We start from the raw sequence: 22475 nt of genomic DNA, 5'->3' as shown, positions 1-22475 counted from the left end.
GCAAAGAAGTTAGGTGGGGATCAACTGCCCGTAAATGCCCGATTGGTGAAGGCTAATAATCAGTGGGGATGAACAAAATCCCCACTGATTAAAGTTTCACTTTATCGTAAATCGATAAACCTATACATTCTGTAATTTTTAAATTCTGTATTATTTTACTATTGACAAAGAATTTTGTCCATGCTTTATCGGATTTATTTTCTAAGAATAATAGCTTAATAGCCTTCCATTAATAGAAGTCATCCCTCACTATGTAAGCTTTTATCACTAACAATAATTCCATCTTCATCTACATAAACATATTCATTCGGTTTCCATTCAACTTCACCAAATTGCAATGAAATATTTTGCTCTCCTTTTCCTTCTTTTACACTTCTATTTGGCATTGTCCCTAACGCTACAATACCAATATTAATATTTTTTAATTCACTAGAATCACGAACATACCCATTTACAATAATTCCTGCTAAGTTTCTCTCTTCCGCAATAGCTGCCAAATTATCACCGAGTAACGCACAATTTTTAGAAGCTCCGCCATCAACAACTAATACTGTACCTTCCGGTAGTGTTTGTAACCCCTCTTTTACTAGTACATTATCATCCTTCACTTTTACCGTTGCGATTTTCCCATAGAATTGTTTTTTCTTCCCGAAAGACCGAAAAGACTGGCGACATATTTGTAATTCCTTTTCAAATTCATCACATAGATCCGTAGTTTTCCACATCTCTTTCCCTCTTTTCTTTTCCTTTTACATTACATATTCTTGGATTTTTTTCGTTTCCCTGTCTAATATTGCAACAATTTGTATGTGCGGTGAAAGTTATATGAGAATGAGAGATAAGAAGATCAAATTGCTTTATTAAACAGGTCTAATCACTCCAGTAAATAGACTAGCACTACGAAAAATGAAAGAAACGTCAAGTAATCAAAGATATACAACTTTTGTCGTATATTTTTGAGTTATTTGACGTTTATGTTAAGAATTGAACTACCTTTACCCCGCATTAACGGGCAGTAAGACTCCCACCTCAAAATTCGTCTGGAGCAAAGAAGTTAGGTGGGAGATCAATTGCCCGTAAACGCCCGATTGGTGAAGGCTAATAATCAGTGGGGGATGAACAAAACCCCCACTGATTATAGTTTCACTTTATTTATTCGGCATCGAATCTATATACTTTTTAACTACTTCATATACATATTCTTGATTTGCCGCTGCTGTATTCGGGTTGTATTTTCCGCCGTTTGTTTTATTGTTAGATAATACTCGAATTCCTAAGAATGGTACGTCATAAGCTTTTGCGATTTGCGCTGCGGCAGCGCCTTCCATTTCTTCTACAGATGTACCGTATTTTGTATGGAACCACTTAATTCTATCAACTTCATTATTCCAAACGTCTGCTGAACCTATAGTACCTTCCACCACTTTACCTTTTGTATATTTATCTTTCACTGCATTAGCTGCTGCAAGTAAATCCTTATCTCCCTCATAGTATCGGATTTTCTCAGCATTTGGATCTTCTCCTGCACTTCCTTCAGAAGCCATTAAGTCCATAGATATCCATTTTGCCGGTTCAATCCCTTGGTTCTCATCCATATTTGTTGTTTTTAATGACCCTATATTCGCGACTTGTTTTCCTAAAACAATATCAAATACGTTTAAATTAGGATCATGTCCACCTGATGTTCCTTGGTTAATAATTGCTATAGGCTTATATTTTTCAATAGCCACTGCTGTAGCGGCTGCTGTATTTTCCATTCCTTTACCTGTTTTCGCAACGATTACAGGATAATTGTCTACAGTTCCTTTATAAAATACGAAACTCCCAGATTTTTCTTCTTTCACATTTTTTAACCTTTTTGCAAATTTTTCAGCTTCTATTGGCATTGGGCCTTGAATTAAGATAGGGTTTTGAGTGCTTTTTGCCTCAGCTACTTGTTTTGAACTAGCATTACATCCTGCAAGTATTGAGAATGATAATGCGATAGTAGTTGCTAGGGCACCATATTTTTTCAACAGATTTTTCTTCATAAATAATCTCTCCTCTTTCTCTTGTTGTTTTCTATACTCGAGGTTTTGGTCCAAAGAAAAAAGCTCTAGAAATTGTAGAAAAATCTCTACTTTCTAGAACTACGGTAGTCAAAGTTAATTAAGCAAAAGATGAGGCCATTGCTAAATTATAGAACGGTAGCGGCTCACTACACCACACGACCGAATACTTTAACCCGTAGTCCAGTTCTTTCATTGGGAACTAGGTAGAAACGCTCGGACCATATTACCGAGTATATACGAGTGATGTTATTTAAAATTATTATATTGGTAATATAACAAACTTTTAGTTTATACGCAATCTAAAAGTGAACATTTTTGATAAAAAGAATAAAAATGTTCGTTTTTACAACTTAAATAGTTAGGGTTTATCATTCTTAAATGGGAAACGACGATAAAAAACTTATAATCCCTATGCTAAACTAGATTAACCTACAACCACCGATCTTTTACGGACAATTACTCTCCCTTCCAACTTCCTCACCTTCGCCTAATATTGAGCTGCGAGTCTTACTGCCCGCATATTGCGAAGTAAAATTCGCATCCATCCAATTCACAATAATTTCTTCCAGCTTCGGATGAAGCGGCTTATCTGCACCTTCCGCATAAATCTTTTTAAATTCTAACGCTTTAAAATCACCTTCAAAATATTTTAACGTATGATCCATATTTTTTATTACATGTACTTCGGAATCACCTTTAACATAATCACCAATTCGCTTCGCTTTTTCAGGATCTGTCTGAAAGTCTTTATCACCAGCAATTGCTAGTAGTGGACATTTTACTTTCATTAAATCTTTATAAATGTCATGCTGAAAATGCTCTCTAAGCCATTTTGCATTCATTGGCTTAAAACCAATTTTAACAATATCTTTTTTGGAGTTTATCATTTTCTCTGTTACTTTTTGCGCCTGCTTTTCTCCCCGTTTCTCAATATTGAGAAGACGCATTAATTTTCCTTTTATTCCTTTTTGCTCTTTTAACTCTTTATAAATAATCTCTCTTTGTCTTTTAGTAGCTTCTTCTAGCGATTCCGCAGCTCCTGTAAGAAGTATGAGTCCATTAACTGGCGTTCTTGCGTTTACTACAGTCGCTAACATACACCCTTCACTATGACCAGCTAAAATGATATTTTCCGGATCAACAAATGGTTGCTCTTTCAAATACGCAATAACAGCTTCTATATCGGATACTAAATCCCACATCCCAGCTTTCATAAATTCACCCCTACTTGCTCCAACACCACGTTTATCAAAACGTAATGTAACTACTCCGAGGTTTGTAATCAGATGTGCCAAGTCTTTATACATATTCCCTTTCATATTCAGTGGTACTATCGTTCCATCACGATCAACTTCTCCAGATCCAGCGATAATGATAGCCGCTGCATACTTCCCGTCAGCTTTTGGCTTTGTAATCGTACCGCACAAAGTAAATTCACTATTTATCGATACTTCATATTCATCAAAAGTCATTATATTTATCCTCCCTCTATTCTTTTATATCCAATTTAAACTTCAAACTCGCTATTATATTTTTGTACTCTCTTACATCTTTCATCGATGCGAAAATTGGGTTCTCTGCAATACCTTGTAGCATGCTTCGCTTTATAATATCCTCATTTCTAACCGTTTTAGCGCCAAGCGGAAATTCTGCAAACCATCCATCAATCGCATCAAAATATGAATCGCCGTGTAAATGCAGACTATTTACTGTGAAGCTATCCGTACAAACAGCTGCATATTTCCGTAGCATTTCTAATGAACCTTCAAAATTTTCTTGCATGCAATATACTTGTGCAGCAGCATAGTATACTTTTAAAGTCATATTAGGATGTAGTTTTTCTATTTCATACATGTCTATTAACATGAAAGCTCTATTTAAAATTACCTCTACCTTTTCAGCGTTTGAGGCATTTACTACTACATAATTCGGTATTGTCGCAACGAGTTGTATTAAATGTTGATACATACTAATTTGCATCATTTCATTCGCCTTCTCAGTATTTCCAAGCATTTGATACGCCTTCGCGATTAGATCTTCCTCTGGAAAGTTCGGACGTATCGTTTCACCAAGTAATTGAAGCACCTCATTTGGTCTATTGAGTATAAGATAGCAAGTTGCTTGAAACGATACCGCCTCTTTCACAAGAGAAACATCTTCACTTTCTTCCTGCACTCGGCTAAAGAGATACATTGCCTCTTCTAAAATTTCAGTTCTTTTATCCGTATCCTCTGTTAACATATGGTGGTTAATAAAAAGTAGCCCCATTTGAAGTAATAATGGAAAACAAGAATAATATTTTTTAATCATTTCTCTGCACTCCATCATTACTTCATCAAACGGTTCTTCACTAAAAGCTTCCGCTAGTCTATGATATAAATTTTTAATATCTTCCTGTTCCATTTGTGGTGTATAACAGATTAATTCATCTATACTTATGTTAAAGTACGATGCTAACAGTGGTAAAAATGTAATATCCGGATAACTCTGCCCCGTCTCCCATTTGGAAACAGATGCCTTCGTAATACCGATATACGCCGCTAACTCTTCCTGTGTAATTCCCTTTTCTTTTCTCTTATCCGCAATGATTTTATGAATATGAATCTCTCTCACTGTATCACCTCATACTTTTATTATATGTACTATATTCTATACAGAATATGGATTTAGAGTCGACTTTCGTTAACAAAATCAACTGTTAGGAAACATCTCTCTAAAATAAAAGAAGCTCCAAATTTTATTATATTTAGGTCATAGATATTAAACTTAATAAAGTGAAACTTTAATCAGTGGGGGTTTTGTTCATCCCACACTGATTATTAGCCTTCACCAATCGGGCTTTTACGGGCAGTTGATCCCCCACCTAACTTCTTTACTTCCGCTGAATTTTGAGGTGGGGGTCTTACTGCCCGTTAATGCGGGATAAAACCAAAGGCAGGAACATATTTAATATGTTCCTGCCTTTTTATTGTGGGGTACCGATACATAGCCATCTAGCTAAGATTTTGAAGTGCTTCAAAATCAAAAATTTCATCTCACCACAGTTTTCTATGAGAATCCAGTGAACAGCTTATTTACATAATTTCCGAAAGTGGAAGGTATTTTTCTTAAATAATAATATATTTTTCTTGAAAATTAGAAGTAAAGCCTCCTACGTGAACATCTGTAATATTATTAAAATCAGTTGATACATTTACAATAATCTCTGAAGGCTGATCCATTACATATCCTTGCTCAAAAGTGAAGGTATTATGTTTTTTTAAATTTTTATTTTGTTTTATTAAATAACATGCTAGTGCTGCATTTGATGTACCAGTGGCACTTTCTTCTGGAACATTAAACAAAGGTGCAAAGTTTCTGCAATGAGCTGTAGAATTATATAGTGTTTCCAGTGTAAATACATGATAACCAATTACATTATATTTCTTACTTATTTCAGCAATCCTCTTCATATCAGGAATAATCTTTAACAGGTCTGAAAGTTTTCTGACAGGTATAATAATATCGTGTAAACCTGTAGATACGATTTGAATAGGCATATCAGGTATTAGTTGTTCTTCATCTAGATTTAAAGATTCAATAATTTCTTTACAAGGAAGTGTTGTAAGGAAATTAGGGAGATTTTGTTGTAAAGATATCATTTTATTTTCGTCAATTTTTACGTTAAGCATCCCCGCTTTAGTCTTTATTGTATACACTTTTGAATTTATTTCTTTCATTTGGGCTAATAAGGAAAAAGTAGCAATTGTAGCATGTCCACATATAGCAACTTCTTCATTTGGTGTAAAATATTTAATTTCGTAATCTGAATTTACAGAAGGAAGTACAAAGGCAGTTTCGGAGAAATTTAGTTTGTTTGCAATAGCTTGCATATCTTTTGTTGTAAGATCCTTTGTGTCTAAAACAACCCCAGCTGGATTCCCACCTTTTGTATTTTTAGTGAAGGCGTTTAACATATATGTTTTAATCTTCAATCCAATCACTTCTTTCCCTTTTTTCCCAGTATATCATGTTGTAGATATAAAAAGTGACATGTACATTCCATACATCCCTAATTAACATAACGTCCTATTATCGGGACTCAATGTATTTAGAAAACTATTAAAAGTCCTTCAGATTATTTAACTGAAGGACTTAAGTGATTTTGAGTTGCAAGAGGTTTTATTTTTTCTCACTAATTTTAAGTCGTTTTGCATTTATGAAAAATGCGCTTCCAATTGTGAATATAACGGAAGAGATATACATTGTTATCCCTGAGTATTTATTATCAAACATTGTAATATTAAGTAAATTAATGAACATCATCAATATAAGTGATATGTACAATCCATTAATATATTTCACTTATGCCCCCCTCTTACTTTTTTTCTTTTTCATCTCTTTTTTCGGTAACTTCTATGTGATAAATAGTGGTTTCTAAAGGTATTATTTAGAATATCCCTTTTCCCAATTTTACCATTTGAGAGAGGTGATATGTTGTTTGATTTTAGTTGCATATTGTATACATGATCAGTTAACGTAACATCTCATTATCGGTAGCAAGGAAAAAGGATAACCCTGCTCTCACAAGGGAACCTTCTTTTTAGTTCTATGAATCTATACATTTTTTTATACATTCCTATCCTGGCATGGTTTTAGGGCTCTTGTTTGTTACTGGATTAGCCAAAAAACTGTATAAAATCTTGCATGCTCTTAGCGTGGGGGTTTTCCAAAATACTGGCATCCCCCAATATGTGCTTTCTTATGGATATTTCTTGAACCCTCATTAAAACACTCTCCCGTCCTTTGTCTATCTTTAAGAGTAACTCTGCTTGTTTATTTAAAGTCCTTGCAACGAGGCATTGTACTCCTCCTAAAGCCAAACAAATGATTAAAATTACACATCCATATTATACTGATTAAACTAAAAATTCAATCTCTTTTCATTTCATTCATTATGTAAATAAAAAAGGATAATCCGCCCTCATAATGGACTAACTATCCTATAAATTATTATCTGAATTTAATAAAACTAGGACTTCTTTCCCTATGTATATTTACTTCGTTACTTCACCAAACTGCGCTCTCGTCACTTTCGCCAAGTCATCAACTTTCAGCTCAATTTGCACGCCAATTTTCCCGCCACTTACAATGATCGTTTCAAGCGATTGGGCACTCACATCAATACATGTAGAAAATAACTTCTTCATTCCTACTGGTGAACAACCACCGCGAATATACCCTGACACTTTCGTAATATCTTTAACAGGAATCATTTCTATCTTTTTTTCACCGACTGCTTTTGCAGCTGCTTTTAAATTTAGTTCCTCATCTACTGGGATTATAAAAACATGATAATCTTTACTATTCCCTTGAGCGACAAGCGTTTTATATACCTCTCTCACTTCTCTACCAATTTTCCCAGCAACTGATACGCCATCAATTTTCCCATCGTTTGGATCGTATGACATCATGGAATATTCAATTTTTTCTTTATCTAATATTCGCATCGCATTTGTTTTATCTTTTTTCATGAGCTTCTCCTTTTAATACATAGAAATTTATTTCACATCATTAATTTTCCTTTTATTATACACCTTTTTCAAATTCTCCTACAAAACTTCACATATTGTTCAATTTAAAGTAAAACTTTAATTATTCATCCTCAACTTAAAGGTACTAAGAGAGCAAAAAGAAAACCGACTCTCACCTTCAAATAAAAGGCTTGATGTCGGTTTTACATTTAACGTCCAAACTCCTTATTAAATATTTTATCCCTCCCCTCAATAACCTCTGGACCTACTGCATTGATAGCAGTTACTAAAATATGCTCTCCTCCAATAGGTCCACCGACCCTCGTTTCAAATCCATAAGTCCCACCAGCATGCCCCCAATATGATTGTCCGTCCGGTGTTTTTTCTTCATAAATTCCTAGTCCAACCTTACCTATAGGTGAATCTACTGTTTTGAACATCTGATCCATTAGCTCTTGATTTAGAAGCTTTCCACCCAACAGTGCACTGAAGAAGGTAGTCAAATCTTTCACTGTTGAAACCATATCTCCAGCTGCATTCGCCCATGACTGATTTATTTCTGTCAAATCATATAAACGACCCGATCTATCCATACTATATCCTGTAGCATGTTCACCTGGTATGTGCGGACTTGCTTCCATTACGAATGTCTCTTTTAACCCCAGTGGCTCAATGAATCTTTTTCTAATTTGCTCCGCATACGTATCTCCTGTTACCTTTTGAATAATCTTCCCAGCTATAACAGTATTTGTGTTCGAATAGTCCCAGCCCTCCCCTGGTGCAAATACAGGCGGCTTTGCAAGCGCTAAACTGATAAGTTCATCGGTACTATAGTACCGAAATGGGTTTTGGGGCAGTGTAAGATCTCGCATATCCTTATCTATATTGGTTGCAATTCCACTTGTATGATTCAACAACTGACGAATTGTAATTTTATTTCCATCATATCCGTTACCCTGTACGACTCCTGGCAACCATTTTTCGACTGAATCATCAAGGTTTAATTGTTTCTCTTCAGCCAATTGCAGTACAACAGAAGCTGTGAATGCCTTAGTGATACTTCCGATACGGAATGAAAAATTCGGTTCCACTGGGCGTGGTATTTCATAACTTGCCGTCCCTGTAGCATAAGACCACCGCTTTCCATCCTTTAATCCGCCAGCTATAACACTTGGGATTTTTTTATTCGTTACTACTCGATCCATTACGTATTTTACTTCTTCTCTATGCTTACTTTTCTTTTCCTTATCCGCAGGTTCCTTTTTTGATTTTTCTGCAAATTCTGAAGCTAATATATTGTTAATCTGTTTTTCTGCTCCTAATACATTAATGTTTATCGAGATAACATGTTGACCATTTTCCGTTCCACCAGCAAAGTTAGTAAAACCAGGAATACCACCACCATGTCCCCATACTTCAGTACCGTCTGGCAATTTTGTTGCGTGAATGCCAAGCCCATACTTTCCTAATGGGGTATCAACTGTGTTAGTCACCATTTCCTTCTGTATCTCCGGTGTCAGTAGTTTACCACTTAATAAGGCACGGAAGAACGTTGTCATATTTTCTCCTGTCGAAATCATTTCACCACTAGCATTAGCAACTGATGGATTAAACAAAGTAATATCTACTAATTTATCTCCCGTATTCAAGTAGCCACGGGCATTTTTTTTCGGAATATCCATCGAACTTCCAGGAAGGACTGTTTCTTTTAAACTAAGAGGTTCAATAATTCGTTTTTTTATCTGCTCGGTATATGATTCCCCTGTTATCTTCTGAATAATCAATCCTACAATAACCATATTCGTATTCGAGTATGACCAGCCTTTTACCGGTTCTAATTCTAAGGCACGGGAAATTAATTGTTCCGGTCTATAATTCTTACTTGGATTCTCTATTAATTTCGCTTTAAGATTTGGAGTCAAGTAATCTGCAATTCCGCTTGTATGATTTAATAATTGACGAATCGTAATTTTGTTACCATCATAGCCTTTCCCTTTTATAAGTCCCGGCAACCATTTCTCTACCGTATCATCTAGACTTAGTTTCTTCTCTCCAGCAAGCTGCAATGCAACTGTAGCTACAAACGTCTTCGTTGTGCTCCCGATCCTGAAAGCAGAGTCAGCATCTACCTTATGATTCCTCTCAATATTTGCTTCACCAGAAGCATATGACCAACTAGCTTCTCCATTTTTCACAGTAACAATGACTCCTGGAATATTTTTTGTATCGGCAGCTTTATCGACAACTTGCTCAGTTGATATCTTTTTGTTTACCGCATGTATGTTTCCATGAGAAGGTATCGCTAACGCTCCAACCAATATAGTCCCTGTTAAAGTAAGGGCCGTTCCTTTTTTTAAGAAAAATAACTTCATTATACATCGCTCCTATTATTTTGAATTTTTCTGTTGCCTCACTCCCTCACCTTAACTTCAATATTGTTAAATAACATAGTGACAAAATGCTTTAATTTACTCGTGACACTATGTACACCTCTGTCACATAAAACATGTGATAAACTGTCAACTGCTTCATATGACATGCTTTGTTGTCTGTCTTTCTATTGACGATTTAAAAGATATGTTACATGATGAATCTGAATCATTAGATAATTAACCTTAAAATATAAGTAGGTGCATAATTTATGTTCTCATTCACAAAAAAATGGTTTTGGTATGATTGGATATTTATATTAGTACGAACGTTTTGGCTATTCATTATCATCGGTACTAATTTTATGTTTCCATCATTCATTCATACGTCAAGTATAATCGTACTTGCTCTCGCTTTTGTCGTTTACCTTGTACCATTAATTATTCGATATAAGAAAACAAAATGGTACCCTGCATTCGATATTATCACCGCAGGTTGTTTTTATCTTTATTTAGCATCCGTAGCCCCAAATTTACTTTGGCCTTTCATTTTACTCGTAATCACTATTGGCCTATGTAGTAATCAAAATAATTATATATGGAGCGGTATTTTTTGTGGATTTGTATTCCCATTATTGAACGCCTTGATTGCCGGGCGGTCGCCATACGAAATGATTGTTAGTTGTAGTATCGGTTTTGCCATTGGCGTTTCTTTTAATATATTAATTCAGTATCATAAACAATCTCGAATTATTGAAGAGCAAAAACTACTATTAGAACAACATATTAAAAGGATTGAAGAGCTTACTCTCATAGAAGAGCGTAATCGATTGTCACATGAGCTACATGACACAATTGGTCATACACTTACTTCTCTCATCGCTGGCGTCACATCACTAAAATCATCAGTACCGAATTCACAGTTTGAAAGAATTGATTCACTTATCAGCATTGCTCAGCATAGTCTAGATGACATTCGAAAGCATCTACACGAGCTATCTCATAATCCACTTAGTAATTCATTAAGTGAATCACTGCAACAATTAACAGAAGAATTTATAAAATCTACAGGTACAACCGTTACATTTCGTACGATTGGCAATGAAACTCTTGTGATGCAAAAAGTGAATTTCTGCCTATATCGTTGTCTTCAGGAGTCGTTAACAAACGCTGTTCGGCACGGTAAAGCGAGCGCCATATCCGTTCAACTGCATTTCGACGGACAACAACTTCGATTGCAAATTGAAGATAACGGTATTGGAATGGAAGAAATTCAATTTGGCTTTGGCCTCAGCGGAATGAAAGAACGACTTGAACAATTTCACGGTACATTATCTGTTCATTCTAGTACTGAGCAAGGAACATTCATCGTTTGTAATATTCCATTACAAACAGAGTTTGTACATAACATAATTCGCTTATTGGTCGTTGATGATCAGGAACTCATTACAAATAGTTTAGAGCAAATTTTAGAGCATCACACTGATTTTACTGTTGTTGGTAAAGCACACGATGGAGCTGAAGCTTTAAAACTATGTGAACAATTACAGCCTGGCATTGTACTAATGGACATTCAAATGCCAGAAATGAATGGTATTGAAGCTTTACTAGAAATGAAGCGACGTTGGCCTAATATGAAAATTGTTCTTATGACAACATTTGAAGATTCCTTACAAGCAGCAACTGCACTAGAGCATGGGGCTGAAGGTTACATGTTGAAGTCTATTCATCCACAAGAAATGAAGGAAGCCTTGAAGCTTATTTATAATGGTGGGACTTGGATCGATCAATCGGTTGCTACACGAGTTTTCGAGGAAATGAAACTTCAACGTGAGCAATTGGAAAAAATCGGATCGACTAAACAAACTTACCCGTACGGACTTACAAAACGCGAAATGGAAATTTTAGAGCATCTATCAAAAGGATTACGCTATAAATCTATTGCTGCTAAGCTATTTTTATCTGAAGGAACGATCCGTAATTACTGTTCAAATCTCTATTCAAAGCTAGGTGTCAGCAATCGTGAAGAGGCGGTAAAAATGGCACGAACAGAAGATATCTTGTAGCTACTGTGGAATTAAAAGGCTTTCCTTTAAAACTGAAAATATTGATATTTCGAAAATCATCTGTTATACTTTGAAAAAAACTTATTAAGGAGAGATTTCATATGTGGACTTTCAATACTTCTTTCCAACTTCATCATCATACGTAACGCCGTGTATCCGAAGAAAAATTTTTCTTCGTGGGTACAGGGCTTTTCCTGTTGACCCACGAAGCGTTCATAAAGCTATGTGGGTATTTTTATACCTGCATAGCTTTTTTTAATTTAAAAGAGGAGTGATTATAGTGGAAATGAAAAATGTAAAAGGGACAAAAGACTATTTACCAGAGGAGCAAGTATTGCGAAACAAAATTAAAAGAGCATGTGAAGATACGTTTGAACGTTATGGCTGTAAACCGTTAGAGACATCAACGTTAAATATGTATGAGCTTATGTCTTACAAGTACGGTGGTGGCGATGAAATTTTAAAAGAAATATATACACTTAAGGATCAAGGAAAACGCGATCTTGCCTTACGTTATGATTTAACAATTCCATTCGCAAAAGTCGTGGCGATGAATCCGAACATCCGCCTACCCTTTAAACGCTATGAAATTGGTAAAGTATTTCGAGATGGGCCAATTAAACAAGGAAGATTCCGTGAGTTCATTCAATGCGATGTTGATATAGTTGGTGTAGAATCTGTCATGGCAGAAGCTGAACTCATGAGCATGGCGTTTGAACTATTCCGAACGTTAAACTTAGAAGTAACGATACAATATAATAACCGAAAATTGTTAAACGGTATTCTTCAGGCGATTAACATCCCTACTGAACTAACGAGTGACGTAATTTTATCATTAGACAAAATCGAAAAGATTGGGATTGATGGTGTACGAAAAGATGTATTGGAGCGCGGGATTACCGTAGAAATGGCCGATACAATATGTAATACTGTTTTATCTTGCCTAAAACTTACTATTGCCGACTTTAAAGACACTTTCAATAATACACTTGTTGACGATGGAGTAAACGAATTGCAACAATTACAGCAATACTTACTCGCTCTCGGAATAAATGAAAATACGATATTCAATCCATTTTTAGCAAGAGGACTCACGATGTATACAGGCACTGTGTATGAAATCTTTCTAAAAGATGGCACGATTACATCTAGCATCGGTAGCGGTGGTCGATACGATAATATTATCGGAGCATTCCGTGGTGATAATATGAACTATCCAACAGTCGGTATTTCATTCGGATTAGATGTCATTTATACAGCTCTATCACAGAAAGCAACAACATCATCTACAGCAGATCTTTTTATCATTCCACTCGGGACAGAATTACAATGCTTACAAATTGCCCAGCAATTGCGTTCTACTACTTCCTTAAAAATCGAACTTGAACTAGCCGGACGTAAATTGAAACGTGCCCTTAATTATGCAAATAAAGAAAATATCCCGTATGTACTTATTATTGGCGAAGAGGAACTATCTACAGAAACAGTTGTATTGCGTAATATGAAGGAAGGTACTGAAGTGAAGATTCCCCTCTCTTCCTTGGAAAATAACACATTTAATAACTATATATAATAAGCGCCACCCTCATTTGGGTGGTTTTTCTAGTGAAGAAATAAAGTGAAACTATAATCAGTGGGGGGTTGTTCATCCCCCACTGATTATTAGCCTTCACCAATCGGGCTTTTACGGGCAGTTGATCTCCCACCTAACTTCTTTGCTCCAGCCGAATTTTGAGGTGGGAGTTTTACTGCCCACAAATAGCGGGATTAAAAACCATTTAGTTTACATAATATAATTATCGATTGATATAAATATGATTTTCAACCATATAAAAAAAGAGGGCAAATATGCATCTCCCTCTTTTTGTCTAACTCTTTTTATTATTATTCTTGTTCTTGCTCGTCCATAATCTTCTCGAACGCCGCAGATACTTTTTCAAATTCCTCGTCATTCTCTATGTATGAGAATTCATTATCTTCTTCTATTTTTAAAAAGAAGATATCAATGTCTTCCTCAGTTTCTGTTTGAATGTCTTCTACAAAGGCAACCGCAATGTATTCTGCACCTTCGACATCCATCGCTCCAAGCACTTCAACTTCCTGTTCTTCATTATTCTCATCGGTAAGACTAAAAATTTCGCCTACTTCAATTGCTTCCATATTCATTCTCCTCCTATCATACTCTAAAAAATAAAACGTTCAAATTGCACACTTACTAACATATCTTTCCATAAAAAAGTTGAATTCATACAGAAAGAACAACAAATTTTTGCTGATTCAGCAAAAGTATTCAACTATAAGGATATCATTTATGAATAGGAATGAACATATTTTAAATGAGATAATTGGATTAATTAATTTAAAATCCTTCTTTAGATTTCCGAAAGACCTCCATGTCCCATAATGATTCTTTCATATAGGCAGCTGGAATGCCACCTTTCAATCTGTAAGTAAATACTAAAATAGCACCTCCTATCCTGATTCCTTTCCGTACGTTTTTAGGATGAGAGATAAATCCTTCTATATAAACTAAAGAGACTTATGCAGCAATTCCAGTACATCTTTCATCGCAAAAGGCCCATCTTTTTTCACATGCTCAGCGAATTCCGAAACGAGACGTAACGTTTTCACACTTTCGATTGGATGCTCCCCTGACGCACTTTCAGCAGAAAGCATAACAGCATTCGTCCCGTCCAATACAGCTTGAAATACATCTGTCACCTCAGCTCTTGTAGGAATAGAATGATCTACCATAGATTGAAGCATTTGTGTCGCTGTAATGACATATGTATTCGTTCGATTACATTCACGAATCATCATTTTTTGTAACAGTGGAATAAATTGATACGGTAATTCCACACCTAAATCTCCCCTTGCGATCATAATGCCATCCGCTTCGTTGCATATGTCTTGAAAATTCTCGATTGCTTCCATCGTTTCTATTTTTGCAATTAAATTAGGAGATGTTTCTTTATGTTCATGTATAAAACTTCGTATTTCCTTTATATGACTAGGTTTTCGAACGAAAGAACACGCAATAAAATCAACTTCCTCTTCTAGAAGAAATTGAATATCTTTTTTATCTTTCTCCGTAATAGCTGGCAAACTAACAATTGTACCTGGTAAGTTCACCCCTTTATGAGAGAAAATATTGCCTCCTGTTTTTATTCTCGTTTCTATTTTTTCCGAACTTATCTTTTCAACGATTAACTCAACTTCTCCATCATTAATAAGAATTCTACTTCCAACTTTCACGTCATTCGCAATCCCCACATAATCAACACTTGCTTCTTCTTTATTCCCTTGAACTGGATTGGTATGTAAAGTAAATAACTCTCCTGCTTCAAGTGTAATTTGTTCTTCTTTCATTTCACCCAATCTTATTTTAGGACCTTGTACATCCCCTAGAATTTTAATAGAATCGTCTAACGATTTTACTAAACGCATGATGTCTTTATGACTTTCATGCGTACCATGTGATAAATTTAACCGAACAATTTTCATACCATTGTTTATTAACTGCGCTAACGTTTCTTCATTATTACTCGCTGGCCCAATTGTACAAACTCGATCAATTGTCATGTCCCCACCATCCTTTTTTAAATGTTTCCCATAAAATAAAAAGAAGATTCTTTTTATAAGAAAGACCGTACAACTAAGGGTGCACAGAGGTTTTATATGAGGAGAAGCGATTGCTGAGTAAGTAGCTTAAATTTAACTTTTTGACTCCATAGTTATTGTTAGTTTCGTTGCAATAGGGTACTACTAATAATAAATCTTGTTTACATACGAACGTTAGATTTGGATATCGAAAACGACCTATGGAGGAACCACAATGACTACTCTTCGAAAAAAAATAATGGGACTAACATTAGCGGGAACGATAGCACTATTTACATTAGCAACAGGAATCATAATGAACGATAACGAGGTAAAAGCTGAGGTAAAAAAAGCAGGAAAGCAACCTAAAAATGTAATTTTCATGGTTATAGATGGGACAAGTTCTTCGGCTACAACATTAGCCCGTTGGTATAAAGGCTCACCTCTTGCACTAGATCAAATTGTATCCGGAGGTGTTCGTACGTATTCGGCAGAATCAGCTATTACGGACTCTGCACCAGCAGCCACAGCTTTAGCGACAGGAAACAAATCAAATTCAGGTTACGTGGGCGTATTACCTTCTGTTGTAAATTCACCTGGCTTAGAACCCATTAAAGAAGAATGCAAGTTTCGTCCAGTTGCCAACGTCTTAGAAGGCGCAAAACGTTCCGGCCGCGCGACAGGAATCATTGCTACATCAGAAATTCAACATGCTACTCCAGCTAGTTTCTCTGCCCACCATGCTAACCGTAAAAATTTCGAAGTACTTGGTGAACAGCAAGTTTATCAAAATATAGAAGTTGTATTAGGTGGTGGAAAGGCATCACTTCAGCCTACGACAAGCAACGGAATTCGTAAAGACAACGAAGATTTAGTAAAAGTGATTCAAGACAAAGGGTACGACTTTGTCGAAACAAAAGATGCGTTATTAAACTCCAAATCAAATAAAATCTGGGGTTCTTTCTCTAATACTGCCCTTGCGTTCGATATGGATCGTAGAATAACCAATCCTAATCAGCCAACTCTTTCCCAGATGACGAGAAAAGCCATTCAAACATTATCAAAAGATAAAGATGGTTTCTTCTTATTCGTAGAAGGCAGTAAGGCAGATTGGGCAGCACATGCAAATGACCCAATCGGGATGATTAGCGATATATTGGCGTTTGATGATGCAGTTACAGAAGCATTAGAATTTGCGAAGAAAGACGGTAACACTATGGTCATTGCTTTAGCGGATCATGGTAATAGCGGTATTTCCATTGGCAACAGCAATACCACAAAAGGATATGATACCACACCAGTATCAGCTTACATTGCTCCACTGAAAAAGGCGGAAATGACACTTGAGGGTGCTACAAATAAACTAAAAGATGATTTATCTAATATAAAAGAGGTCGCTGCTCTTTACGGTTTAGACAACCTAACTGAGGATGAAAGAGAAAAGTTAAACGCTGCACATAAGAAAGCTGATGTAGGTCCAATCCTTACTAAATTATTGGCCAACCGTGCGAACATCGGTTTTACAACTGGTGGTCATACGGGTGAAGATGTATTCTTATACTCTTACGGTCCTCAAAAGCCATACGGTTTAGTCCAAAATACAGACGTTGCGAAAATAATGGCCAAAGCAATGGGCTTTCAATTAGGAGAATTATCTAAGAAATTATTCTTAGATGCTGAAACATCCTTTAAACAAATTGGTGCAACTGTAACGATTGACAAAAAAGATGTACGAAACCCGGTGCTTGTAGTAAAACGCAATAATACGGCGGCCAAATTGTTTGTTAATAAAAACATTATCTATATTGGTGGGAAAGATTATGAATTAGGAGGCATCGTTGTAGAAAGCAACGGGAAATTCTATGTCCCTGAAAAAGCAATTCAACTATTCACAAAGCATTCTCGCTAAATTTAAAAACAGACATAAAAAAACGCTATCCTTTCTATAGAAAGGGTAGCGTTTTTTTCGTTATATGGATACAAATTTATCTTATTAAATCCATTCAACAATAGTATCCATAGTTTGTCTTGTTTTATTAAATTTTGGTTCTCCTTTACGGTATCCGAATGCAACCATAACTGACACCTCAAGATTATCATCTTTTAAAATTCCTTCTTGACGAAGTAAAGAATCTACTTTTTCTTTATCGAATCCTTCCATTGGACAAGAATCAATACCGATTTGAGCTGCACTAGTCATCATATTAGCTAAAGCAATATAAGATTGCTTTGATGACCAATCAAATACAGCACGTTCGGAGTCTAACAATTTAAAATCCGATTCTTGGAATTTTTTGAAGAATTCATATCTCATTTGTTGGCCTTCTTCAGGCAATCCAATAATATCTTTCATCATGTGCTGAATATACTCTGCATCATAGTGCATATCTTTGATGTTTCTTGAAAGAACAATGACAAAATGACTTGCTGTTGAAAGTTGCCCACCTGCTCCCCATGAATATGGTAATAGTTTTTCTCTTAATTCTTTATTTTGAACCACAATAAATTTCCAAGGCTCATATCCAAAAGAAGAAGGAGATAATCTTCCTGTTTCTAAAATAAATTTAAAATCATCTTCTGAAATTTTCTTCATAGGATCAAATTCTTTACATGCATGTCTAAAGTTAAAAGCCTCAATAATTTTTTGTTTTGTGTTAGTCATAAAAAATCCTCTTTTCATTAATTTATTACTCAACTAAATTATATTTTTTAAGTATCAACTTTACAAGTAAGCACATTTATGTGCTATAGTATCAAAAAAGATACTATTGTTAAGGGAGAGTCTTTTTATGATTAGTTCAAAAGAAGATGATATAAATTATCCATTTTTAAATAAATATTCTTGTCCCGTAGAAGCTATCGTCGAGGTTATTGGTGGGAAATGGAAAGGGGTTATTCTTTATCATTTGTTAGATGGTAAAAAACGATTTAATGAATTAAAAAGGTTGAAACCTAATATCACCCAGAGAATGTTAACACTTCAACTTAGAGAACTTGAAGCAGATGGCATCGTACATCGGGAGGTATATCGTGAAGTGCCTCCTAAAGTAGAATATTCGCTAACCGAACTCGGTGAGTCACTACGTCCAATTATCCTTTTAATGATGGAATGGGCGACCAATAATATGGAGCAGGTTTTGGAAAGTAGAAATAACACTAAATAGTATTTAAAACCTGTAATTAGCCATTACAAACAACTCAAAAAAGATTGCCTCTTAGGATACAGGCAATCTTTTTTCTTTTTTTAAATATGAAATTTATGTTTTTGCAGCCTATCCCCATCAAAGAGCTATTTTTGTTTTGTCATTGTTCGCTATAAAACATATACAGTTTCATACGGTAACGATCGAAAACAAATTCCATTCTTGTGTAATCTACATCGGGTAATATGATTGTGATGGGTAATACACCTGTGGTGGATAATAAGACTGTAATGAATAATACGATTGTGGTGGATAATAACTTTGTTGCATTTGTTGCGCTTGTAATGCTTGTTGCTGTGCTTGTATAGCATGATGAACAGCTTGAATAGTGCTTTGCGCAGGACCCTGCCCTCCTAAAGGGCGCATTTGCGTTTCATTGTAAAAATAATTGAAAAACATTCTTTATTCACCTCACCTCTGCATATATTTTTGTCTTCATGTTTCATACTATGAATATTGAATTAAAGTGGATAATCCCTAAATTTCTTTCTATTCAATAAGATAAATCAAATGTAAAATAAAAGTTAATTTCAAGACAAATCATTGAGATTTTCGAATTTTTCATATATTGTTTTAATTGGGTTTAAACTCTCGAATGTAAGAGGTGTTATTTATGAAAAAGATATATATAATTATCGGGATTTTACTAGTTTCGATACTTATAATTTATATTTTGTTCAATACTTCAATTATACAAAGCCCGAATTTATCTCATGCACCTTCTAAAGAAAATATGAAAAAAGAAAAACAGAGAGAGTCGCAAACTAATACCGTTTCTTATGGATTAAAGGATGATCAAGGTCAACATATCGACAATGGAAGTGAAATTACTAGTGAGGATAATAAGATTAACGTATCGTTATCATTTGTACATAATATTAATGAAGACCGAAAATATGGGTTAATTGTTTTAGAAGATTACGAACAAAAGCCTTTTAAAATAGATGACACTCCAAATGCGGTATCCCACTATTCTTTCGATATAAAGCCAAATAGTTCGATCACTACTAAAATTCATTTACAATTTTCTCCTAATGCTAGAGAATTAACCTTTTTAATAATTAAAAAACCTGAATATAAATTAAAAGATAATGACCTAAATAAAGCCGCTATATTAGAAGAAGTTCTAAGTATGCGATATTCGATTAATACTCATCATAAAGATAATGAGAAAATACAACTTACTCCTGTACAGCCGAAAACTGTTTTAAAAGATGATCTTTATGAACCATTATTTGTTACTAGAAATGAGGAAAAACTACAAGCGGTGCTTTCTGAGAATAAAGGTAAAGAGCTAACTATATCTAGCGGAAATGAAACGACAGAAGAAATGAGTTATGCAATCGTGGCCTTTAAAGATTGGGAGCAAGTTGAACTATTAAATAACAAAAAAGTTGCTTATACTACGGTCGCTCCTGAAACGAGACAAATTTTTAAATTCACATTACCTATAGTGGAACAAGAAAGTAATTTCCAGTTAGTTGCTTTTCCATTTCCTTATAAAGTCAGCAAAAATAATTTTATGAGTCAACAAGCATTCGGTTCATTTCGCATCGTAATTAAAAATGAACAATAAATTAAGTCAGACTGGATGTAGCGAGCCCCTTATACTACCTCAACAAACTAAAAAGGCCTACTCACACGAGTAGGCTTTTGAAACTATGAAAGCTTCGTCAATAATTGATTTAAATCCTTTTTCGTTTTCGTCGTTAATGACTTCATTTTATTAACATCTATCTTTTCTTTCTCCGCTCCTACAATTAACGGATACATACTTTGGCCAATTGTTTTATATTCAGTCGGATGTGATGCTTCTAACTCTTTTTCAATGACATCCCACTTCTCATTAATTTGTTTTCCGATTTTATTAACTGTTTCTAACTTAGGATTTGCAGCTAATTGCTTGTCCAAGCTTTCAATTAATGTAACGACTTCTTTTACATTTGTTTTCACAGCAACGCTTTTCTTCGGATCTTTCGTTGTCTTTCCGTTATTGTTTGTACTTGTACTTTGATCTGCTGTCTTTCCGTTATTGTTTGTACTTGTGCTTTGATCTGTTGTTTTCCCGCTAGTAGTTTGATCATTCGTTTTTCCTGTCGTTTCTTTTTCTTTTGTTGTTTTGCCGTTACTTTCTGTTCCTGATGATTCCTTTGTATTTTTTGCATCCTTATCTGTTTTTTCATTCGAAGAAGTATTTGTGTCTTTTTCAGTATCTTTCGTTGTTTTTGACGCTTCATCTGCACTTGTCGTTTTCGATTGCTCTTCATTTTGTGCAGTTGCCTGATCCTTCTTTGCTGCATCTTTATCTGTGGAGGTACTACAAGCTGCCATTGTAAGCATTGTACCAATTGCTACTGATGCGATAGCGACCTTTTTCATTTTCATATAAATCCCCCTATGTTTATATAATTTATCCCGCATTAACGGGCAGTAAGACTCCCACCTCAGAAGTCGGATAGTGCAAGGAAGTTAGGTGCGAGATCAACTGCCCGTAAACGCCCGATTGGTGAAGGCTAATAATCAGTGGGGAATAAACACCCCCTCACTAATTAAAGTTTCACTTTATCCTCCTCTTTACGATTCTATTTCCCCTTAAAAAATCCCTTTTCATACGAATCACCATCTTTCCGACAGTAATCTTCATAATAATACGTACAAAAAACGATAAATTCATTTTAATATTCGAGTTTTTTCTACTACATTTTCCTCCTCTGTAGCAAAAGAAAAAGAGTATGTTGTCACATGAAGATTTACAATCTACAAATGACAACATACTCCCCTATCAATTTTTTATCTTTCTTGACATTTTATTTATAAAAAAAACAAAATAATTACTAATTTTTTTATTTCTCAACACTTGTTAACATAATATTTTTATGAATAACCACCGTTCGAATGAATGACTTGCCCAGTAACCCACTTCGCCTCTTCACTTACTAAAAAAGCAATTAAACGTGCCGCATCCACCGATTCTCCAGCTCTACCTTGCGGGAATTTCCATACTAAATGATGCTGTAATTCCTCTGTAATCCATCCTGTATTCGTCGGTCCTGGATCAACAGCATTGACTGTAATCCCCTTCTCCATAGCTACTGGTGCAACTGACTTAGTAAATGCTTCTATTGCTCCCTTTGTCGCTACATATGCCAGTTCATCTGGCATTGGCGCTAGTGACTGCCCAGAAGTAAGATTGATAATACTACCACTTGTTTTGAGTGAAAAATATTTCATAAATAATGAACTTAATAGTATAGGAGCACGAACATTAACCGTATAATGTTTATCTAGCTGTTCTACATCTAACTCTTCAATTTTCGTAGGAGTAGAATACGCCGCATTATTAATAAGAATAGATGGATCACCTAAACGTTCTGATACCATAAACAATACACGATTAGGCGAATAAGACTGCGATAAGTTGATTTCTGCCATTTCACATCGAACGCCGTAACTTTCAATTTCCTTTTTCAACAAAAAGGGCTCTTGATCATTCATTCCCCATGGCATCGCTTTATCATACCGAGGCCAGTACGTGAAAAAGACGTCTATCCCCTTTTGAGCAAGCACCTTGCATACAGCTGCACCAATTCCATTCAGACGAGTTGCCCCTGTTACAATTGCTATTTTCCTCACCTTTTCTCCTCCATCTATACGTAGATCCTCTGCACGAATA

At 35.3% G+C, this 22475-nt stretch carries 19 protein-coding genes and 1 riboswitch; of the genes, 5 read left to right on the top strand and 14 right to left on the bottom strand.

Annotated features, from left to right (window positions below):
- Positions 1-239: 239 nt before the first annotated feature.
- From rraA to ABH959_RS25395, 8 genes are all read right to left on the bottom strand, one after another.
- A complete protein-coding gene (gene rraA, locus ABH959_RS25430; RefSeq protein ID WP_113935915.1) occupies positions 240-725 on the bottom strand; it encodes a ribonuclease E activity regulator RraA in 486 nt (161 codons plus the stop codon).
- Positions 726-1148: 423 nt separating this feature from the next.
- Positions 1149-2030, bottom strand: coding sequence for a 5'-methylthioadenosine/S-adenosylhomocysteine nucleosidase (locus ABH959_RS25425; protein WP_113935916.1), 882 nt, complete (start codon positions 2028-2030; stop codon positions 1149-1151).
- A gap of 177 nt (positions 2031-2207) precedes the next feature.
- A riboswitch (purine riboswitch) is annotated at positions 2208-2311 on the bottom strand.
- A 186-nt stretch (positions 2312-2497) separates the two neighbouring features.
- Entirely contained in the window at positions 2498-3523 is a 1026-nt protein-coding gene (locus ABH959_RS25420; RefSeq protein ID WP_113935917.1) for an alpha/beta hydrolase family protein, read from the bottom strand.
- 16 nt (positions 3524-3539) lie between these two features.
- Positions 3540-4664, bottom strand: coding sequence for a helix-turn-helix domain-containing protein (locus tag ABH959_RS25415; RefSeq protein ID WP_219303147.1), 1125 nt, complete (start codon positions 4662-4664; stop codon positions 3540-3542).
- Between the two features lie 494 nt (positions 4665-5158).
- A complete protein-coding gene (locus ABH959_RS25410; RefSeq protein ID WP_113936101.1) occupies positions 5159-6025 on the bottom strand; it encodes a PhzF family phenazine biosynthesis protein in 867 nt (288 codons plus the stop codon).
- Between the two features lie 187 nt (positions 6026-6212).
- Positions 6213-6395 (bottom strand): hypothetical protein, encoded by a 183-nt coding sequence (locus ABH959_RS25405; protein ID WP_000875167.1) that lies wholly within the window; start codon positions 6393-6395, stop codon positions 6213-6215.
- 692 nt (positions 6396-7087) lie between these two features.
- Complete coding sequence (gene ybaK / locus ABH959_RS25400) at positions 7088-7564, bottom strand: Cys-tRNA(Pro) deacylase (RefSeq protein ID WP_113935920.1); 477 nt, start codon at positions 7562-7564, stop codon at positions 7088-7090.
- A 209-nt stretch (positions 7565-7773) separates the two neighbouring features.
- On the bottom strand, positions 7774-9936 hold the full coding sequence (locus tag ABH959_RS25395; RefSeq protein WP_404493338.1) for a serine hydrolase domain-containing protein: 2163 nt from the start codon (positions 9934-9936) through the stop codon (positions 7774-7776).
- Between the two features lie 269 nt (positions 9937-10205).
- Here ABH959_RS25395 and ABH959_RS25390 point away from each other — a divergent pair, with 269 nt between their 5' ends.
- Entirely contained in the window at positions 10206-11999 is a 1794-nt protein-coding gene (locus ABH959_RS25390) for a helix-turn-helix transcriptional regulator (RefSeq protein WP_113935922.1), read from the top strand.
- Between the two features lie 277 nt (positions 12000-12276).
- Positions 12277-13572, top strand: a complete 1296-nt coding sequence (locus tag ABH959_RS25385; RefSeq protein WP_404493343.1) for a histidine--tRNA ligase — start codon at positions 12277-12279, stop codon at positions 13570-13572.
- Between the two features lie 311 nt (positions 13573-13883).
- Here the strand turns inward: ABH959_RS25385 and ABH959_RS25380 are convergent, their stop codons facing one another.
- Positions 13884-14165 carry a DUF1292 domain-containing protein gene (locus tag ABH959_RS25380; RefSeq protein ID WP_003190466.1) on the bottom strand — a complete coding sequence of 94 codons (282 nt, stop codon included), beginning with the start codon at positions 14163-14165 and terminating at the stop codon, positions 13884-13886.
- A gap of 363 nt (positions 14166-14528) precedes the next feature.
- Complete coding sequence (locus tag ABH959_RS25375; protein WP_404493337.1) at positions 14529-15581, bottom strand: pyruvate kinase; 1053 nt, start codon at positions 15579-15581, stop codon at positions 14529-14531.
- 253 nt (positions 15582-15834) lie between these two features.
- Between ABH959_RS25375 and ABH959_RS25370 the strand changes: the two genes are divergently transcribed.
- Positions 15835-17508: an alkaline phosphatase gene (locus tag ABH959_RS25370; RefSeq protein WP_113935924.1), complete on the top strand. Its 1674-nt coding sequence runs from the start codon at positions 15835-15837 to the stop codon at positions 17506-17508.
- An 84-nt stretch (positions 17509-17592) separates the two neighbouring features.
- Here the strand turns inward: ABH959_RS25370 and ABH959_RS25365 are convergent, their stop codons facing one another.
- Positions 17593-18279 carry an NAD(P)H-dependent oxidoreductase gene (locus ABH959_RS25365; protein ID WP_395921515.1) on the bottom strand — a complete coding sequence of 229 codons (687 nt, stop codon included), beginning with the start codon at positions 18277-18279 and terminating at the stop codon, positions 17593-17595.
- Positions 18280-18388: 109 nt separating this feature from the next.
- On the opposite strand from ABH959_RS25365, the gene ABH959_RS25360 reads away from it, so the two are divergent.
- Positions 18389-18763: a winged helix-turn-helix transcriptional regulator gene (locus ABH959_RS25360; RefSeq protein WP_000625800.1), complete on the top strand. Its 375-nt coding sequence runs from the start codon at positions 18389-18391 to the stop codon at positions 18761-18763.
- 210 nt (positions 18764-18973) lie between these two features.
- Here the strand turns inward: ABH959_RS25360 and ABH959_RS25355 are convergent, their stop codons facing one another.
- On the bottom strand, positions 18974-19201 hold the full coding sequence (locus tag ABH959_RS25355) for a DUF3947 family protein (protein WP_002084417.1): 228 nt from the start codon (positions 19199-19201) through the stop codon (positions 18974-18976).
- 214 nt (positions 19202-19415) lie between these two features.
- On the opposite strand from ABH959_RS25355, the gene ABH959_RS25350 reads away from it, so the two are divergent.
- A complete protein-coding gene (locus ABH959_RS25350) occupies positions 19416-20378 on the top strand; it encodes a hypothetical protein (protein WP_404493336.1) in 963 nt (320 codons plus the stop codon).
- An 83-nt stretch (positions 20379-20461) separates the two neighbouring features.
- Here ABH959_RS25350 and ABH959_RS25345 read toward each other — a convergent pair whose 3' ends face one another.
- Positions 20462-21187, bottom strand: coding sequence for a hypothetical protein (locus tag ABH959_RS25345; protein ID WP_016091803.1), 726 nt, complete (start codon positions 21185-21187; stop codon positions 20462-20464).
- Positions 21188-21676: 489 nt separating this feature from the next.
- A complete protein-coding gene (locus ABH959_RS25340) occupies positions 21677-22435 on the bottom strand; it encodes an SDR family oxidoreductase (RefSeq protein WP_113935927.1) in 759 nt (252 codons plus the stop codon).
- Between the last annotated feature and the right edge of the window lie 40 nt (positions 22436-22475).

The sequence above is a fragment of the Bacillus sp. RC51 genome (genome assembly GCF_044908115.1).
GTDB lineage: Bacteria > Bacillota > Bacilli > Bacillales > Bacillaceae_G > Bacillus_A > Bacillus_A mycoides.
This window is presented reverse-complemented; position numbering and strand designations above follow the sequence as displayed.

What these genes read in the sequence shown, in the direction of transcription:
- ABH959_RS25360 (WP_000625800.1), top strand. Translation starts at nt 18,389, where the DNA reads ATGATTAGTTCAAAAGAAGATGATATAAATTATCCATTTTTAAATAAA.
- ABH959_RS25395 (WP_404493338.1), bottom strand. Translation starts at nt 9,936, where the DNA reads ATGAAGTTATTTTTCTTAAAAAAAGGAACGGCCCTTACTTTAACAGGG.
- ABH959_RS25355 (WP_002084417.1), bottom strand. Translation starts at nt 19,201, where the DNA reads ATGTTTTTCAATTATTTTTACAATGAAACGCAAATGCGCCCTTTAGGA.
- ABH959_RS25380 (WP_003190466.1), bottom strand. Translation starts at nt 14,165, where the DNA reads ATGAATATGGAAGCAATTGAAGTAGGCGAAATTTTTAGTCTTACCGAT.
- ABH959_RS25350 (WP_404493336.1), top strand. Translation starts at nt 19,416, where the DNA reads ATGAAAAAGATATATATAATTATCGGGATTTTACTAGTTTCGATACTT.
- ybaK (WP_113935920.1), bottom strand. Translation starts at nt 7,564, where the DNA reads ATGAAAAAAGATAAAACAAATGCGATGCGAATATTAGATAAAGAAAAA.
- ABH959_RS25390 (WP_113935922.1), top strand. Translation starts at nt 10,206, where the DNA reads ATGTTCTCATTCACAAAAAAATGGTTTTGGTATGATTGGATATTTATA.
- ABH959_RS25345 (WP_016091803.1), bottom strand. Translation starts at nt 21,187, where the DNA reads ATGAAAATGAAAAAGGTCGCTATCGCATCAGTAGCAATTGGTACAATG.
- rraA (WP_113935915.1), bottom strand. Translation starts at nt 725, where the DNA reads ATGTGGAAAACTACGGATCTATGTGATGAATTTGAAAAGGAATTACAA.
- ABH959_RS25375 (WP_404493337.1), bottom strand. Translation starts at nt 15,581, where the DNA reads ATGACAATTGATCGAGTTTGTACAATTGGGCCAGCGAGTAATAATGAA.
- ABH959_RS25365 (WP_395921515.1), bottom strand. Translation starts at nt 18,279, where the DNA reads ATGAAAAGAGGATTTTTTATGACTAACACAAAACAAAAAATTATTGAG.
- ABH959_RS25425 (WP_113935916.1), bottom strand. Translation starts at nt 2,030, where the DNA reads ATGAAGAAAAATCTGTTGAAAAAATATGGTGCCCTAGCAACTACTATC.
- ABH959_RS25370 (WP_113935924.1), top strand. Translation starts at nt 15,835, where the DNA reads ATGACTACTCTTCGAAAAAAAATAATGGGACTAACATTAGCGGGAACG.
- ABH959_RS25420 (WP_113935917.1), bottom strand. Translation starts at nt 3,523, where the DNA reads ATGACTTTTGATGAATATGAAGTATCGATAAATAGTGAATTTACTTTG.